At 65.9% G+C, this 14,801-nt stretch carries 12 protein-coding genes and 2 tRNA genes; 13 read left to right on the top strand and 1 reads right to left on the bottom strand.

Going from position 1 to position 14,801, the window contains the following annotated elements:
• Positions 1-304 precede the first annotated feature (304 nt).
• The 10 genes from cyoA to DID99_RS18340 all read left to right on the top strand — a co-directional run bounded on the left by cyoA (position 305) and on the right by DID99_RS18340 (position 11,611).
• Positions 305-1,192: a ubiquinol oxidase subunit II gene (cyoA, locus tag DID99_RS18385; protein WP_044847970.1), complete on the top strand. Its 888-nt coding sequence runs from the start codon at positions 305-307 to the stop codon at positions 1,190-1,192.
• A 3-nt stretch (positions 1,193-1,195) separates the two neighbouring features.
• Positions 1,196-3,202, top strand: a complete 2,007-nt coding sequence (gene cyoB, locus DID99_RS18380; RefSeq protein WP_044847969.1) for a cytochrome o ubiquinol oxidase subunit I — start codon at positions 1,196-1,198, stop codon at positions 3,200-3,202.
• Positions 3,202-3,810 (top strand): cytochrome o ubiquinol oxidase subunit III, encoded by a 609-nt coding sequence (cyoC, locus tag DID99_RS18375; protein WP_044847968.1) that lies wholly within the window; start codon positions 3,202-3,204, stop codon positions 3,808-3,810. Before cyoB ends, cyoC begins: the two co-directional genes overlap by 1 nt.
• On the top strand, positions 3,811-4,143 hold the full coding sequence (cyoD, locus tag DID99_RS18370; protein WP_011352504.1) for a cytochrome o ubiquinol oxidase subunit IV: 333 nt from the start codon (positions 3,811-3,813) through the stop codon (positions 4,141-4,143).
• Positions 4,144-4,464: 321 nt separating this feature from the next.
• Positions 4,465-4,821, top strand: coding sequence for a hypothetical protein (locus DID99_RS18365; RefSeq protein WP_044848002.1), 357 nt, complete (start codon positions 4,465-4,467; stop codon positions 4,819-4,821).
• Positions 4,822-5,036: 215 nt separating this feature from the next.
• Positions 5,037-6,920: an extracellular solute-binding protein gene (locus DID99_RS18360; RefSeq protein ID WP_124570250.1), complete on the top strand. Its 1,884-nt coding sequence runs from the start codon at positions 5,037-5,039 to the stop codon at positions 6,918-6,920.
• A gap of 52 nt (positions 6,921-6,972) precedes the next feature.
• Positions 6,973-8,016 (top strand): microcin C ABC transporter permease YejB, encoded by a 1,044-nt coding sequence (locus DID99_RS18355; protein ID WP_124488275.1) that lies wholly within the window; start codon positions 6,973-6,975, stop codon positions 8,014-8,016.
• 75 nt (positions 8,017-8,091) lie between these two features.
• Positions 8,092-9,189, top strand: coding sequence for an ABC transporter permease (locus tag DID99_RS18350; RefSeq protein ID WP_124667259.1), 1,098 nt, complete (start codon positions 8,092-8,094; stop codon positions 9,187-9,189).
• Positions 9,186-10,808, top strand: a complete 1,623-nt coding sequence (locus tag DID99_RS18345) for an ABC transporter ATP-binding protein (protein WP_124488273.1) — start codon at positions 9,186-9,188, stop codon at positions 10,806-10,808. Before DID99_RS18350 ends, DID99_RS18345 begins: the two co-directional genes overlap by 4 nt.
• Positions 10,809-10,936: 128 nt before the next feature.
• The gene (locus DID99_RS18340; RefSeq protein WP_044847963.1) at positions 10,937-11,611 is read left to right on the top strand and encodes a C40 family peptidase; all 675 of its coding nucleotides are present in this window, start codon (positions 10,937-10,939) and stop codon (positions 11,609-11,611) included.
• Positions 11,612-11,762: 151 nt separating this feature from the next.
• Here the strand turns inward: DID99_RS18340 and DID99_RS18335 are convergent, their stop codons facing one another.
• Positions 11,763-12,689 (bottom strand): patatin-like phospholipase family protein, encoded by a 927-nt coding sequence (locus tag DID99_RS18335; protein WP_044847962.1) that lies wholly within the window; start codon positions 12,687-12,689, stop codon positions 11,763-11,765.
• 280 nt (positions 12,690-12,969) lie between these two features.
• Here DID99_RS18335 and gltX point away from each other — a divergent pair, with 280 nt between their 5' ends.
• From gltX to DID99_RS18320, 3 genes are all read left to right on the top strand, one after another.
• Complete coding sequence (gene gltX, locus DID99_RS18330; RefSeq protein ID WP_124570249.1) at positions 12,970-14,379, top strand: glutamate--tRNA ligase; 1,410 nt, start codon at positions 12,970-12,972, stop codon at positions 14,377-14,379.
• A gap of 128 nt (positions 14,380-14,507) precedes the next feature.
• Positions 14,508-14,583 (top strand) — tRNA-Ala (locus DID99_RS18325).
• Positions 14,584-14,724: 141 nt separating this feature from the next.
• A tRNA-Glu gene (locus tag DID99_RS18320) sits at positions 14,725-14,800 on the top strand.
• The last annotated feature ends 1 nt before the right edge of the window (position 14,801 follow it).

Raw genomic sequence — 14,801 nt, 5'->3', positions numbered from 1 at the left:
CGCATCGCGTGCCGATGCGGACCTCGTTGCGCGCGCATTCATCGGGGCAGGGCGGACACGAGCCCGCGGCTTCCGCCGATTTCGGCCGTCTCAAGGCCCTCGGCGTGAGACCCGAGGCCCGCGGCCGCCTCCCGGCTGCGTGAAATTGCCCCGCGACAATCTGTCTCACTGCGGATTCTGCAATGATGATTTGTCGCACCCACCGGTTTTTCGCCGCGCCCGCGCGACGTATGATTCGGCCACTTTCGTGGATCGAATGCGCATCGGGCAAACGCAACGGATTCAATGACCCTCGGGCTGTGTGATGAAAAGAAGAGCTTCAAAAGGCTGGACGGCGCTGATATCGATCGGCGCGGCGCTGAGCCTGTCAGGCTGTAATTTAGATGTACTAAATCCGAAAGGAAGCGTCGGGGCCGCCGAAAAGGCGCTGATCGCGACCTCGACATGGGCGATGCTGATCGTCGTCGTGCCGGTGATCCTGCTCACGCTGTGGTTCGCGTGGCGTTACCGCGCATCGAACCGCAACGCCGCCTATGCGCCGAACTGGTCGCACTCGACCGCGATCGAGGTCGTGATCTGGACGGTGCCGACGCTGATCATCCTGTTCCTCGGCGTGCTCACGTGGAAAACCACGCACGAGCTCGATCCGTACAAGCCGCTCGAGTCGTCGGTGAAGCCGATCGACGTCGAGGTCGTCGCGCTCGACTGGAAGTGGCTGTTCATCTATCCGGAACTCGGCATCGCGTCGGTGAACCAGCTCGCGATTCCGGTCGGCACGCCGGTGAATTTCCGCATCACGTCGGATTCGGTGATGAACTCGTTCTTCATTCCGCAGCTCGGCGGCCAGGTCTATGCGATGGCCGGCATGCAGACGCGCCTGCACCTGATCGCCGACGAAGCCGGCGACTACGCGGGCACGTCCGCCAACTTCAGCGGCCGCGGCTTCTCCGACATGAAGTTCCGCACGCTCGCCGAGCCGCGCGAACAGTTCGACGCATGGGTGCAGAAGGTCAAGGCCTCGCCCGACCGGCTCGACGCGACCGTGTACGGCACCGTCGCGCAGCCGAGCGAGAAGGCGCCCGTGCGCTACTTCTCGTCGGTCGATCCGCGGCTCTTCCACAACATCATCGCGAAATACAACGATGGCCACGTCCTCGATCTGAAGGACGCCGCCTGCGGCACGAAGGGGTAACGCATGTTCGGCAAACTCACACTAGCGGCGATCCCGTTCGATCAGCCCATCATCATGGTGGCCGGCGCCTTCATGGGGCTGGTCGTGCTGGGCATTCTCGCCGCACTGACGATCACCGGCCGCTGGAAGTGGCTGTGGACGGAATGGCTGACGACGGTCGACCACAAGAAACTCGGCGTGATGTACATCATCGTCGCGCTGATCATGCTGCTGCGCGGCTTCGCCGACGCGATCATGATGCGCATGCAGCTTGCGCTCGCGTACAACGCGCCCGGCTACCTGCCGCCGCACCACTATGACCAGATCTTCACGGCACACGGCGTGATCATGATCTTCTTCATGGCGATGGTGTTCATGGTCGGCCTGATGAACCTCGTCGTGCCGCTGCAGATCGGCGCGCGCGACGTCGCGTTCCCGTTCATCAACTCGCTCTCGTTCTGGATGACGGCGGTCAGCGCGATCCTGATCAACATCTCGCTCGTGATCGGCGAGTTCGCGCAGACCGGCTGGCTCGCGTATCCGCCGCTGTCGGAGCTGCAGTTCAGCCCGGGGGTAGGGGTCGACTATTACCTGTGGGCGCTGCAGATTTCGGGTGTCGGCACGCTGCTGACCGGCGTGAACTTCTTCGTGACGATCATCAAGATGCGCGCGCCGGGCATGACGCTGATGAAGATGCCGGTGTTCACGTGGACGGCCCTTTGCACGAACGTGCTGATCATGGCGTCGTTCCCGATCCTGACCGCGACGCTCGCGCTGCTCGGCCTCGACCGCTACCTCGGCATGCACTTCTTCACGAACGAAGCCGGCGGCAACGCGATGCTGTACCTGAACCTGATCTGGGCGTGGGGCCATCCGGAGGTGTACATCCTGATCCTGCCGGCGTTCGGCATCTTCTCGGAAGTCATCGCGACGTTCTCGAAGAAGCCGCTGTTCGGCTACAAGACGATGGTGTATGCGACCTGCGCGATCATGGTGCTGTCGTTCCTCGTGTGGCTGCATCACTTCTTCACGATGGGCTCCGGTGCGAACGTGAACGCGTTCTTCGGCATCATGACGATGATCATCGCGATCCCGACCGGCGTGAAGGTGTTCAACTGGCTGTTTACGATGTACCGCGGCCGGATCGAATTCACGACGCCGGTGCTGTGGACGATCGGCTTCATGGTCACGTTCACGCTCGGCGGCATGACCGGCGTGATGATGGCGATCCCGGGCGCGGACTTCGTGCTGCACAACAGCCTGTTCCTGATCGCGCACTTCCACAACGTGATCATCGGCGGCGTGCTGTTCGGCTATCTCGCGGGCTTCAACTACTGGTTCCCGAAGGCGTTCGGCTTCAAGCTGAACGAGAAGCTCGGCAAGGCTGCGTTCTGGTTCTGGCAGGTCGGCTTCTACGTCGCGTTCGTGCCGCTGTACGTGCTCGGCTTCATGGGCATGACGCGGCGCCTGAACCACTACGACAATCCGGCGTGGCATCCGTGGCTGCTGGTCGCCGCGTTCGGCGCCGTGCTGATCGCGATCGGCATCGCGTGCCAGCTGCTGCAACTGGTGGTCAGCATCCGCAACCGCAACCTGCCGGCATATCGCGACACCACGGGCGACCCGTGGGGCGGCCGCACGCTGGAATGGGCGACCTCGTCGCCGCCGGCCGAGTACAACTTCGCGGTGATCCCGCAAGTGCGCACGCTCGACGCGTACGCCGACATGAAGGCACGCGGCGACGGCCGGCCGAACCCGGCGGCGATCCGCGACATCCACATGCCGTCGAATACCTGCGCGGGTCTCGTGGTCGCGGTCTTCAGCCTGGTGCTCGGCTTCGCGCTGGTGTGGCACATCTGGTGGATGGCGATCGGCGGCCTGGTCGGCATCGTCGCGACGCTCGTGGTCTACAGCTCGCGTGACAACGACGGCTACTACATCCCGGCGTCGAAGGTGCGCAGGATCGAAGAGAAGCAACCGGCGGCGCGCGTGGCCACGCGTGTCGACGACGTGGAACTGGAGGCCAACTGATGTTGCAGAAAACCCTGAGCGCAACCCTGCTCGAGCACGACGACCATCCGCCGTCGCACTCGGTGTTCGGCTTCTGGCTGTACCTGATGACCGACTGCGTGATCTTCGCGGCGCTGTTCGCGACGTTCGCGGTGCTCGGCAACCAGTACGCGGGCGGTCCGACCGCGAAGGACCTGTTCGACATTCCGGGCGTCGCGGTGGAAACCGCCGCGCTGCTGCTGTCGAGCATCACCTACGGCTTCGCGATGCTGGCCGCGTACAAGCAGCGGCGCGGCGCGCTGCTCGCGTGGCTCGCGGTGACATTCGTGCTCGGCGCGGCGTTCCTCGCGATGGAGCTGCGCGAGTTCTCGCACCTGATCGCGGAAGGCGCGGGCCCGCAGCGCAGCGCGTTCCTGTCGGCGTTCTTCACGCTGGTCGGCACGCACGGGCTGCACGTGACGGCCGGCCTCGTGTGGATGATCGTGCTCGCCGGGCAGATCGTGCTGCGCGGCGGCGACCTGACCGATCGCGACCTGCGGCGTCTGACGTGCCTGAGCCTCTTCTGGCACTTCCTCGACATCGTGTGGATCTGCGTGTTTTCCTTTGTCTATCTCGCGAGCGTGATCTAAATGGCCCATTCGCATTCGTCGCAACTCGAAGAAGGGCACGGCAGCGTCGGCGGCTATGTCGCCGGTTTCATCCTGTCGGTGCTGCTCACGGCCGCGTCGTTCGGCCTCGTGATGGGCGGCGTGCTGTCGCCGCACGCATCGCTGATCGCGCTCGCCGTGCTCGCATTCGTGCAGATCGTCGTGCACCTCGTGTACTTCCTGCACATGAACGGTTCGTCCGGCCAACGCTGGAACGTGATGGCGTTCAGCTACACCGTGCTGACGGCGGCGATCCTGATCGTCGGCACGCTGTGGGTGATGCACAACGTCAGCATGAACATGATGTCGCGCTGAGCCCAGAGCGGCTGAGCGGCATCGCGGCGCAGCGGACGATCTCCATGCGCATTCATGCATCAAAGGCGGCACGCGAGTGCCGCCTTTGTCATTGTGGCCGCGCGGTGTGCGTGGCGTCGCTCGGCGCGGACGCGGGCCAGGATGAAAGATGTTTCAGGAAACGGCGGAACGGACATCGCGGCAGCGCGTCAATTGTTACAAGACGTTAGCGGACGCTTCCACGTGCGATGCAGCGCATCAGTTCTTACAAACTTGAAATATGCGGAGACTGTGCGTGCCGTTATAGTCGAATCACACACGAAACAACTCGAAGAGGAATCCATGAAGACTTTGCGTATTGCCTCGCTCTTGACCGGTATGACGGCCTTGCTCGTGTCGGGCGCAGCAATGGCGGGAGTCAATGTCGGGATCAACGTCGGCGTGCCGGCCCCGGTCTACGTCGCCCCCGCGCCCGTGTATGCGCCGCCGCCTCCGCCGGTCGTCTACCAGCCGGCGCCCGTGTATGCGCCGGCGCCCGTCTACGCGCCGGCCCCGGCGATCGTGATCGGCTGGCACGGCGATCGCTACTGGGACGGCCGCCGCTACTGGGGCCGCGACGAGTGGTATCGCCATCATGGCCGCGGCTGGCACGGCGATCGCGGTCACTGGGACAACGGCCGTCACAACGGCTGGCGCTGATCGATCTGCGGCGCACGCGCGATGCGTGCGCGCCCTCGAAGGAAAACCGCCCGTGTGAACTGAACACCGGGCGGTTTTTCTTTGCCTGTGCGAGTCGCACGCGGCAGCCGCAACGTGCCGGTGCCATGCGCGAAAACCCGCAAGTTGGCTCGACGTCGAATTGAATGGGTAGAATCGACCCACGTTCCATCCCTCAATCGACCGACAGGGCCTCTATGACGAAGGGTTCGCCCCGGACCGCCGCCACCCGCATCCGCTTCAGCGCCGCGCATGCGGTACGGGCCGCCGGCCGCACGGCGGCAGCATGGGCACTACAGGCGGTACTGGCTGCAACCGCCGCGCACGCGGCCTATGCGATCGCGCAGTACGGCGAGCCGAAATATCCGCCGGGCTTCAGGCATTTCGACTACGTGAACCCCGACGCGCCGAAGGGCGGCACGCTCGTGCTCGCGAACCCGAGCCGGCTCACGTCGTTCGACAAGTTCAATCCGTTCACGATGCGCGGCAACCCCGCACCGGGCATCGACCTGCTGTTCGAGAGCCTCGCGACCGGCAGCATGGACGAACCGGCATCCGCCTACGGGCTGCTCGCCGACGACATCGCGATCGCGCCGGACCGCCGCTCGGTCACGTTTCACCTGAACCCGCGCGCGCGCTTTTCGAACGGCGATCCGGTCACGGCCGACGACGTCAGGTTTTCGTTCGACACGCTGAAGAGCAAGCAGGCCGCACCGCAGTTCGGCGCGTATTTCGCCGAGATCGCGAAGGCGGTGGTGGTCGATCCCGCGACCGTGCGTTTCGAGTTCCGCAGCACGAACCGCGAACTGCCGCTGATCGCCGGCGGCGTGCCGGTGTTCTCGCGCAAGTGGGGGCTGCGCGCGGACGGTTCGCGGATTCCGTTCGACCAGCTCGCGTTCGAGCAGCCGATCGGCAGCGGCCCGTACCTGATCGAGCGCTACGACAACGGCCGCACGATTACCTATCGGCGCAATCCCGCGTACTGGGGCGCCGACCTGCCGGTGCGGGTCGGGACCGACAACTTCGAGCGGATCGTCTACAAGCTCTATGGCGACGGCGTCGCGCGGCTCGAGGCGTTCAAGGCCGGCGAGTACGACGTGCTGGTCGAATACATCGCGCGCAACTGGACGCGGCGCGACGTCGGCAAGCGCTTCGACAGCGGCGAGCTCGTCAAGCGCGAGTTCCGCCAGCACAACGGCGCGGGCATGCAGGGCTTCTTCATGAACCTGCGCCGGCCGCTGTTTCGCGACGTGCGCGTGCGCCAGGCGCTCGATCTCGCGTTCGACTTCGAATGGCTGAACCGCCAGTTGTTCTATAGCGCATACACGCGCCTCGACAGCTATTTCGCCGATACCGACCTGCAGGCGACCGGTACGCCGGGCCCGGGCGAACTGAAGCTGCTGGAGCCGTTGCGCACGCAACTCGACCCGGCCGTGTTCGGCCCGATGGTCACGCAGCCGAACACGAACCCGCCGGGCTCGCTGCGCGCGAACCTGCTGAAGGCGCGCGCGCTGCTCGCGCAGGCCGGCTGGACCTACCGCGACGGCGCGTTGCGCAACGCGCAGGGCGAGCCGTTCACGTTCGAGATCCTCGACGATTCGGGCGCGGCGATGGAAGGCGTCGTGACCGCCTACCAGCGCAATCTCGCGAAGCTCGGCATCGACGCGCGTTTTCGCACGGCCGATTACGCGCTGCTGCAGAAGCGCCTCGACGCGTTCGACTACGACATGACGACGGTTCGCCTGCCGGGTGTGCAGGTACCGGGCGCCGAGCAGTTCTCGCGTTACGGCAGCAAGTTCGCGGACGAGCCGGGCTCCGACAACATCATCGGCCTGAAGTCGCCGGCCGTCGACGCGCTGCTGCATGCGCTCGGCGCCGCGCAGACGCGCGAGGACCTGCTCGACGCGACGCATGCGCTCGACCGCGTGCTGATGCACGGCTATTACGCCGTTCCGCAGTGGTACAGCACCACGCACCGGATCGCATACAAGCGCACGCTCGGCTATCCGCAAACGCTGCCGCTGTACTATTCGGCCGAGGGCTGGGTCGTATCGACCTGGTGGGCCAAGCCCGATCACTGAAGCCTGCCGGCCCTTCGTTCAACCCAGCCTATCGATCGCGAGTCGACGCCCTATGTGGAGCTACATCCTCAAACGCCTGCTGCTGATGATCCCGACGCTCGTCGGCGTGCTCACGCTCACGTTCGCGGTGATCCAGTTCGTGCCGGGCGGCCCGGTCGAACAGGCCGTGCAGGAACTGCGCAAGGGCGCGACGGAGCAGGGCGCGGCGCCGTTCGGAATGCGCGCGCACACCGGCGTCGACGCACAGCAGCTCGCACAGCTCAAGGCGCTGTACGGCTTCGACAAGCCGCCGCTCGAGCGTTACTGGCTGATGCTGAAGCGTTTCGCGCGCTTCGATCTCGGCGACAGCTACTTCCGCCACCAGAGCGTGTGGTCGCTGGTCGTGCAGAAGCTGCCGGTGTCGATCAGCATCGGGCTGTGGACGTTCTTCGTCACCTACCTGATCTCCGTGCCGCTCGGCATCGCGAAGGCCGTGCGCAACGGCTCGCCGTTCGATGTCGCGACGAGCCTCGTCGTGCTGGTCGGCTATGCGATTCCGGGCTTCGTGCTCGGCGTGCTGCTGCTCGTGCTGTTCGGCGGCGGCTCGTTCTGGCAGCTGTTCCCGCTGCGCGGGCTCACGTCGGACAACTTTTCCCAGCTGTCGCTCGCCGGCAAGGTGCTCGATTATCTGTGGCACATCGCGCTGCCGATCACGGCGTCGGTCGTCGGCAGCTTCGCGGTCATCACGATGCTCACGAAGAACGCGTTCCTCGACGAAATCCGCAAGCAATACGTGCTGACCGCGCGCGCGAAAGGGCTCGCCGAGCGCACCGTGCTGTGGAAGCACGTGTTCCGCAACGCGATGCTGCCGCTGATCGTCGGGTTTCCGGCCGCGTTCATCGGCGCGTTCTTCACGGGCAGCCTGCTGATCGAGACGCTGTTCTCGCTCGACGGCCTCGGGCTCTTGTCGTACGAGTCGGTCGTGCGGCGCGACTATCCGGTCGTGCTCGGCACGCTGTACCTGTTCACGCTGATCGGGCTCGCGACCAAGCTGATCTCGGACCTCTGCTATGTGTGGGTCGACCCGCGCATTCAATTCGACAACCTGGAGCGCTGACATGAAACCGTCCGCCAGCACGCCGCTCGCCGGCGCGCCCGTCCGCCTGCCCGCGCTCGCCGGGCGAGGTGCGCGATGAACTGGGCCGTCGTGTCGTCCCGCATCGACGCGGCCCGTGCGCGCGTGTCGCCGTCGCCCGCGCGCCGCGTCTGGCAGCGCTTTCGCCAGCAGCGCCTCGGCTACTGGAGCTTCGTGATCTTCGTCGTCGCGTTCGCCGCGAGCCTCGCGGCGCCGCTGTGGTCGAACGACAAGCCGCTCGTCGTGCGCTACGACGGCCAGACCTATTTCCCGATGTTCCATGCGTATCCGGAGACGACCTTCGGCGGCGACTTCCCGACGCCGGCCGACTATCTCGATCCGTACGTCCGCAAGCGGCTCGAGGCGCCGGGCAACTTCGTCGTGTATCCGCCGAACCGCTATTACTACGACACGCTGAACTATTTCTCGAGCGTGCCGAACCCGGCGCCGCCGTCGCGTGCGAACTGGCTCGGCACCGACGCGCAGGGGCGCGACCTGCTCGCGCGGCTCGTGTACGGGTTCCGCGTGTCGGTCGAGTTCGGGCTGGTCCTGACCGCGATCGGCACGCTGCTCGGGATCGCCGCGGGCGCCGTGCAGGGCTTCTTCGGCGGGCGCATCGACATCGTCGGGCAGCGGCTGATCGAGATCTGGAGTTCGCTGCCCGAGCTGTACCTGCTGATCATCTTCGCGTCGATCTTCGAGCCGAGCTTCCTGCTGCTGATCGTGCTGCTGTCGCTGTTCGGCTGGATCGGCCTGGCCGACTACGTGCGTGCCGAATTCCTGCGCAACCGCACGCAGGACTACGTGCGCGCGGCCCGCGCGATGGGGCTCACGAACTGGCAGATCATCTGGCGCCACGTGCTGCCGAACAGCATGACGCCCGTGATCACGTTCCTGCCGTTCCGGATGAGCGGCGCGATCCTCGCGCTCACGAGCCTCGACTTCCTCGGGCTCGGCGTGCCGCCGCCGACGCCGAGCCTCGGCGAGCTGCTCGCGCAGGGCAAGGGCAACCTCGACGCATGGTGGATCTCGCTGTCGACGTTCGGCGTGCTGGTCGCGACGCTGCTGCTGCTGACCTTCATGGGCGACGCGCTGCGCAACGCGCTCGACACGCGGATCGCCGACTCGGTGCGCGCGGCAGGAGGCCAGCGATGAGCAGCACGGTCGTATCGAACGCGGGCGAGCCGCTGCTGTCGCTCGAACATCTGCAGGTGCGCTTCGGCGACACGGTGGCCGTCGACGACGTGACGCTCGCGATCGGCCGCGGCGAGCGCGTCGCGCTCGTCGGGGAGTCGGGATCGGGCAAGAGCGTGACCGCGCTGTCGATCCTGCGGCTGCTGCGCGACGCCGACGTGAGCGGCACGATCCGCTTCGCCGGGCATGACCTCGCCGGCAAGAGCGAACGCGAGATGCGCGGGCTGCGCGGCTCGGACATCGCGATGATCTTCCAGGAGCCGATGACGGCGCTCAACCCGCTGTACACGATCGGCACGCAGATCGGCGAGACGATCGTGCTGCACGACGGCGTGACGGCGGTGGAGGCGCGCAAGCGCGCGATCGCGCTGCTTGCGCGTACCGGCATCGCGGAGCCGGAGCGGCGCGTCGACAGTTACCCGCACCAGTTGTCGGGCGGCCAGCGGCAGCGCGCGATGATCGCGATGGCGCTCGCCTGCCGGCCGCGCCTCCTGCTCGCGGACGAACCGACCACGGCGCTCGACGTGACGATCCGCGCGCAGATCGTCGACCTGCTGCTCGAGCTGCAGCGCGAGGAGGCGGAAAAGCGCGGGATGGCGATCCTGCTGATCACGCACGACCTGAACCTCGTACGGCACTTCGCCGAGCGGGTCGCGGTGATGGAGCGCGGCAAGCTGGTCGAAAGCGGGCCGGTCGAGCGGATCTTCGCGGAGCCGGAGCATCCGTATACGCAGCGGCTGCTGAACAGCCGGCCGCAGCGCGCGGTCGCGCCGGTGATGCCGATCGCGCCCGTCGTGCTCGATGCGCGCCACGTCAGCGTGCAGTTCGCGCGCAAGCGGCCGGGCTTCGCAGGCTGGTTCGGCACGACGCCCGTGACGGCGGTCGCGGACGTGTCCGTGTCGGTGCGGCAGGGCGAGACGCTCGGGATCGTCGGCGAATCCGGCTCCGGGAAGTCGACCCTCGCGATGGCGCTGCTCGGGCTGCAAAGGACGGCCCACGGCGAGATCGAATTCCAGGGGCGTGCGCTCTCGACCTATCGCGGCCGCGAACAGACCGCGCTGCGCTCGAACATGCAGGTCGTCTTTCAGGATCCCTTCAGTTCACTGTCGCCGCGTCACACGATCGAGCGGATCGTCGGCGAGGGGCTCGAACTGCATCGCCCGGAACTCACGCCGGACGCGCGGCGCGCGAAGTCGCTGGCCGTGCTGCGCGAAGTCGGCCTCGACCGCACGGTGCTGCATCGCTATCCGCACGAATTCTCGGGCGGGCAGCGCCAGCGGATCGCGATCGCGCGTGCGCTCGTGCTGGAGCCGCGCATCCTGATCCTCGACGAACCGACGTCCGCGCTCGACGTGTCGATCCAGCAGCAGGTGCTGAAGCTGCTCGCGAATCTGCAACAGAAATACAACCTCGGCTATGTATTCATCAGCCACGACCTGGAGGTGATCGGCGCGATGGCGCACCGGGTCGCGGTGATGCAGGACGGGGCGATCGTCGAGTCCGGCGACGTGGCCGATATCTTCACGAAACCGTCACATCCTTACACACAAAAGCTGTTGAAAGCGGTCTGGAAAGCGTGATAGGCGTCCAATGGTCTGACTATCTCGATTGTATTTTTTAATTTGTTTTGACAAACGATTACGCGCTGGCTAGTATCGACCGAAATTTTCCGCCAATCAGCTGATTTTTAAGCACATTCCATCGACCAATGCAGCATCGATCCCTGACCCAGGCATGCGCGCGCACCCTCGCCGGGCTGTTCATCGGCGCCCTGTTCGCAGCAGCTCCCGGCGCGTTCGCCGACGAAGTCAGCAGTTTTAACCAGAATGTCACGAATTCGACTCAAATCGGGTCGAGCTCCTCCCCCCAGCAGACCAATGCCCAGTCGTCGAGCGGCGGCGCGAAGTCGTTTCTTGCCGGCATGGCGGGCAAGGCAGGCGACGTCGTCGTCGGTGCGCTGAACATGATCGGCGTGCGTTACCGCTGGGGCGGCAACTCGCCGGATTCCGGCCTCGACTGCAGCGGGTTCGTGCGCTACGTGTTCCAGGACACGCTCGGCATGTCGCTGCCGCGTCGCGCCGAAGAGATGAGCCGCGTCGGCGAGAAGGTCAGCATGAGCAACCTGAAGCCGGGCGACCTCGTGTTCTTCAACACGATGCGCCGTACGTTCTCGCACGTCGGCATCTATATCGGCGACAACAAGTTCGTGCATTCGCCGTCGACGGGCAGCACGATTCGCGTCGACGATCTCGATAGCGGCTACTGGGAAAAGCGTTTCACCGGTGCGCGCCGGCTCGAGTCGGAGTTCCCGATGAAGGCCGACGACCTGCGCCAGCGCGTGCGTGCCACGATCGGCGACGACGCGGCGAACGGCAGCAACTGACCGACGCTCGCCGGCGAACCGCCGGATCCAAAAAACCCTGTCACTGGAAGGCGGCAGGGTTTTTTGTTTTGGGGCGTGCGCAAGCGGCTGGTGGCGGTGCCATCGTCGGTGGCGCGCTCGCTGTCGTGCGCCGCGCGCCGCGATGCGCTGCTTATGCCGCCGCGACGCCGCGGGCCGCCGCGAGCTTGCGCTGCAGCTCGGGCATGACGCGCGCGACGGCTTCCTCGCCCGCGAGGATCGCCGCGTTGCGCTGGTTGAAGTCGCTGCCGCCCATCGCTGCGAGGTTCGGGCGGATCACGACATCCGCGTATTTGTCGAGCTCGTAGGTCTTGATCGTCTGGCCCATGATCGTGAAGGTCTGCAGCAGCATCTCGATCGGGTTGTTGGTCGCCGCGCCGTCCGGCCGCGACGAGATGTCGACCGCGATCACGAAGCTCGCGCCCATCTTGCGCGCGAACGACGCGGGCACCGGGCTCACGAGGCCGCCGTCGACATATTCGCGGTTGCCGATCTTCACGGGCTCGAACACCGACGGCACGCTGCACGACGCGCGCACCGCGAGCCCCGTATTGCCCTGCTGGAACAGGATCGGCTGGCCGTTCTGCAGGTCCGTCGCGACGATGCCGAGCGGCTTCGCCATCTTTTCGATCGGCCGGTTGTTGAGCGTCTTGTTCAGGAAGTTCTGCAGCGCCACGCCCTGCAGCAGCCCGCGCGAGCGGAACGGCAGCGCCCAGTCGCTGATCGCCGCCTGATCCATGTCGAGTGCGATCTTGTTGATCTGCAGCCCGCTCATCCCGGCGGCATAGAGCGCCCCGACCACCGAGCCCGCGCTCGTGCCCGCGACGATCTCGACCGGGATGCCGCGCGCCTCGAGCGCCTTCAGCACGCCGATGTGCGAAAAGCCGCGGGCGGCGCCGCCGCCGAGCGCGATGCCGATCTTCACGGGTTTCTCGCGCGACTGCGCGGGATTCGCGGCGTTGTCGGGGCGGGACTTGTCGCCGAACGACGTGCAGGCGGCGAGGCTGGCGGATGCGCAAGCGATCGTGAAGTGACGGCGCGACAGGCGAGGGGACGACATCGAATGGTTCTCCGGCGGCTTGGCGGCGGGCCGTGCGGCCCGCGGCGGCGATAGGTTCCGAGCGGCCGCGCGGCACAAACCGCGCGGCCGGCGCGGCGCCGGCTGGCGGCCGCGGCGCGCACATCATAAAGCAAGCGGCGCGCTTGGCGCGAAGGGCGGCGCGAGTATAATTCCGGCTTCTTTCCCGTTCCGGGCGCGGCCGGCCCCAGTGCTGTCCGGGCTGTCGCCGTCGATCCCGCGTCGAATCATTCATGCGCCCCAGGCGTTCGAGTTACCGTTTATGACCCGTCCTGTCCGTACCCGCTTCGCGCCGAGTCCCACCGGCTTCATCCACCTCGGCAACATCCGCTCCGCGCTCTATCCGTGGGCGTTCGCGCGCAAGATGAAAGGCACGTTCGTGCTGCGTATCGAGGATACCGACGTCGAGCGTTCGTCGCAGGAAGCCGTCGACGCGATCCTCGAGGGGATGCAGTGGCTCGGCCTGGATTTCGACGAAGGCCCGATCTACCAGATGCAGCGGATGGACCGCTACCGCGCGGTGCTCGCGCAGATGCTCGAGCAGGGCCTCGCGTACCCGTGCTACATGTCGGCCGAGGAGCTCGACGCGCTGCGCGAACGCCAGCGCGAGGCCGGCCTCAAGCCGCGCTACGACGGCACGTGGCGTCCGGAGCCGGGCAAGGTGCTGCCCGAGCCGCCGGCCGGCGTGAAGCCGGTGCTGCGGTTCCGCAACCCGCTGACCGGCACGGTCGTGTGGGACGACGCGGTGAAGGGCCGGGTCGAGATCTCGAACGAGGAGCTCGACGACCTCGTGATCGCGCGTCCGGACGGCACGCCGATCTACAACTTCTGCGTGGTCGTGGACGACATGGACATGAACATCACGCACGTGATCCGTGGCGACGACCACGTGAACAACACGCCGCGCCAGATCAACATCCTGCGCGCGCTCGGCGGCGAGCCGCCCGTCTACGCGCACCTGCCGACCGTGCTGAACGAGCAGGGCGAGAAGATGAGCAAGCGGCATGGCGCGATGAGCGTGATGGCGTACCGCGACGCCGGCTTCCTGCCGGAGGCCGTCGTCAACTACCTGGCGCGCCTCGGCTGGTCGCACGGCGACGCGGAGATCTTCTCGCGCGAGCAGTTCGTCGAATGGTTCGACCTCGAGCATCTCGGCAAGTCGCCCGCGCAGTACGACCACAGCAAGCTGAGCTGGCTGAACGCCCATTACATCAAGGAAGCGGACAACGCGCGCCTCGCCGCGCTGGCGAAGCCGTTCCTCGACGCGCTCGGGATCGAAGACGCGGCGATCGCGACGGGCCCCGCGCTCGACGCGGTGGTCGGCCTGATGAAGGATCGCGCGACGACGGTCAAGGAGATCGCCGAAGGCGCCGCGATGTTCTACCGCGTGCCGGCGCCGGATACCGACGCGCTCGCGCAGCACGTGACCGATGCGGTGCGCCCGGCACTGGCCGACCTCGTCGCCGCGCTGAAGGCGGCCGACTGGACGAAGGAAGCGGTGTCCGCCGCGCTGAAGGCGACGCTCGGCGCGCACAAGCTGAAGATGCCGCAGCTCGCGATGCCGGTGCGCCTGCTGGTGGCGGGCACGACGCATACGCCGTCGATCGACGCGGTGCTCGTGCTGTTCGGTCGTGACGTCGTGGTGTCGCGTATCGAGGCCGCGCTGGCCTGAGGTTGGAGCGGGTGCGAAGCCGCTCGCGCAGGGTGTCACGGCGGCTTCGCAAAAAAATTCGCTCGAATCGCAAAAAGGGTATTTACAAGTTCAAATTCGGTCCATATAATCTCATTTCTGTTCTGCAAGGGGGTATAGCTCAGCTGGGAGAGCGCTTGCATGGCATGCAAGAGGTCAGCGGTTCGATCCCGCTTACCTCCACCATCAGAGCAGAACGAATTGATTTGCGAAGCAGCGGTAGTAAGTAATAAATGCTTCACAAAATGATTTAAAGCAGTTAGAATTTCGGCCTTCGCTGTTGATGATGAGTGAATAGCGAAAGTCAGACAGATCTGAAAAGATCATGTCCCCTTCGTCTAGAGGCCTAGGACATCACCCTTTCACGGTGAGTACAGGGGTTCGAATCCCCTAGGGGACGCCAG

The organism is Burkholderia sp. Bp8986, from assembly GCF_003854225.1.
In the GTDB taxonomy this organism is placed as follows: Bacteria; Pseudomonadota; Gammaproteobacteria; order Burkholderiales; family Burkholderiaceae; genus Burkholderia.
The sequence above is the reverse complement of the archived record's forward strand: the minus strand, read 5'-3'. Positions and strand labels throughout refer to the sequence as shown.

Coding starts and splice junctions, on each gene's coding strand:
- cyoA (WP_044847970.1), top strand. CDS start 305: ATGAAAAGAAGAGCTTCAAAAGGCTGGACGGCGCTGATATCGATCGGC.
- cyoB (WP_044847969.1), top strand. CDS start 1,196: ATGTTCGGCAAACTCACACTAGCGGCGATCCCGTTCGATCAGCCCATC.
- cyoC (WP_044847968.1), top strand. CDS start 3,202: ATGTTGCAGAAAACCCTGAGCGCAACCCTGCTCGAGCACGACGACCAT.
- cyoD (WP_011352504.1), top strand. CDS start 3,811: ATGGCCCATTCGCATTCGTCGCAACTCGAAGAAGGGCACGGCAGCGTC.
- DID99_RS18365 (WP_044848002.1), top strand. CDS start 4,465: ATGAAGACTTTGCGTATTGCCTCGCTCTTGACCGGTATGACGGCCTTG.
- DID99_RS18360 (WP_124570250.1), top strand. CDS start 5,037: ATGACGAAGGGTTCGCCCCGGACCGCCGCCACCCGCATCCGCTTCAGC.
- DID99_RS18355 (WP_124488275.1), top strand. CDS start 6,973: ATGTGGAGCTACATCCTCAAACGCCTGCTGCTGATGATCCCGACGCTC.
- DID99_RS18350 (WP_124667259.1), top strand. CDS start 8,092: ATGAACTGGGCCGTCGTGTCGTCCCGCATCGACGCGGCCCGTGCGCGC.
- DID99_RS18345 (WP_124488273.1), top strand. CDS start 9,186: ATGAGCAGCACGGTCGTATCGAACGCGGGCGAGCCGCTGCTGTCGCTC.
- DID99_RS18340 (WP_044847963.1), top strand. CDS start 10,937: ATGCAGCATCGATCCCTGACCCAGGCATGCGCGCGCACCCTCGCCGGG.
- DID99_RS18335 (WP_044847962.1), bottom strand. CDS start 12,689: ATGTCGTCCCCTCGCCTGTCGCGCCGTCACTTCACGATCGCTTGCGCA.
- gltX (WP_124570249.1), top strand. CDS start 12,970: ATGACCCGTCCTGTCCGTACCCGCTTCGCGCCGAGTCCCACCGGCTTC.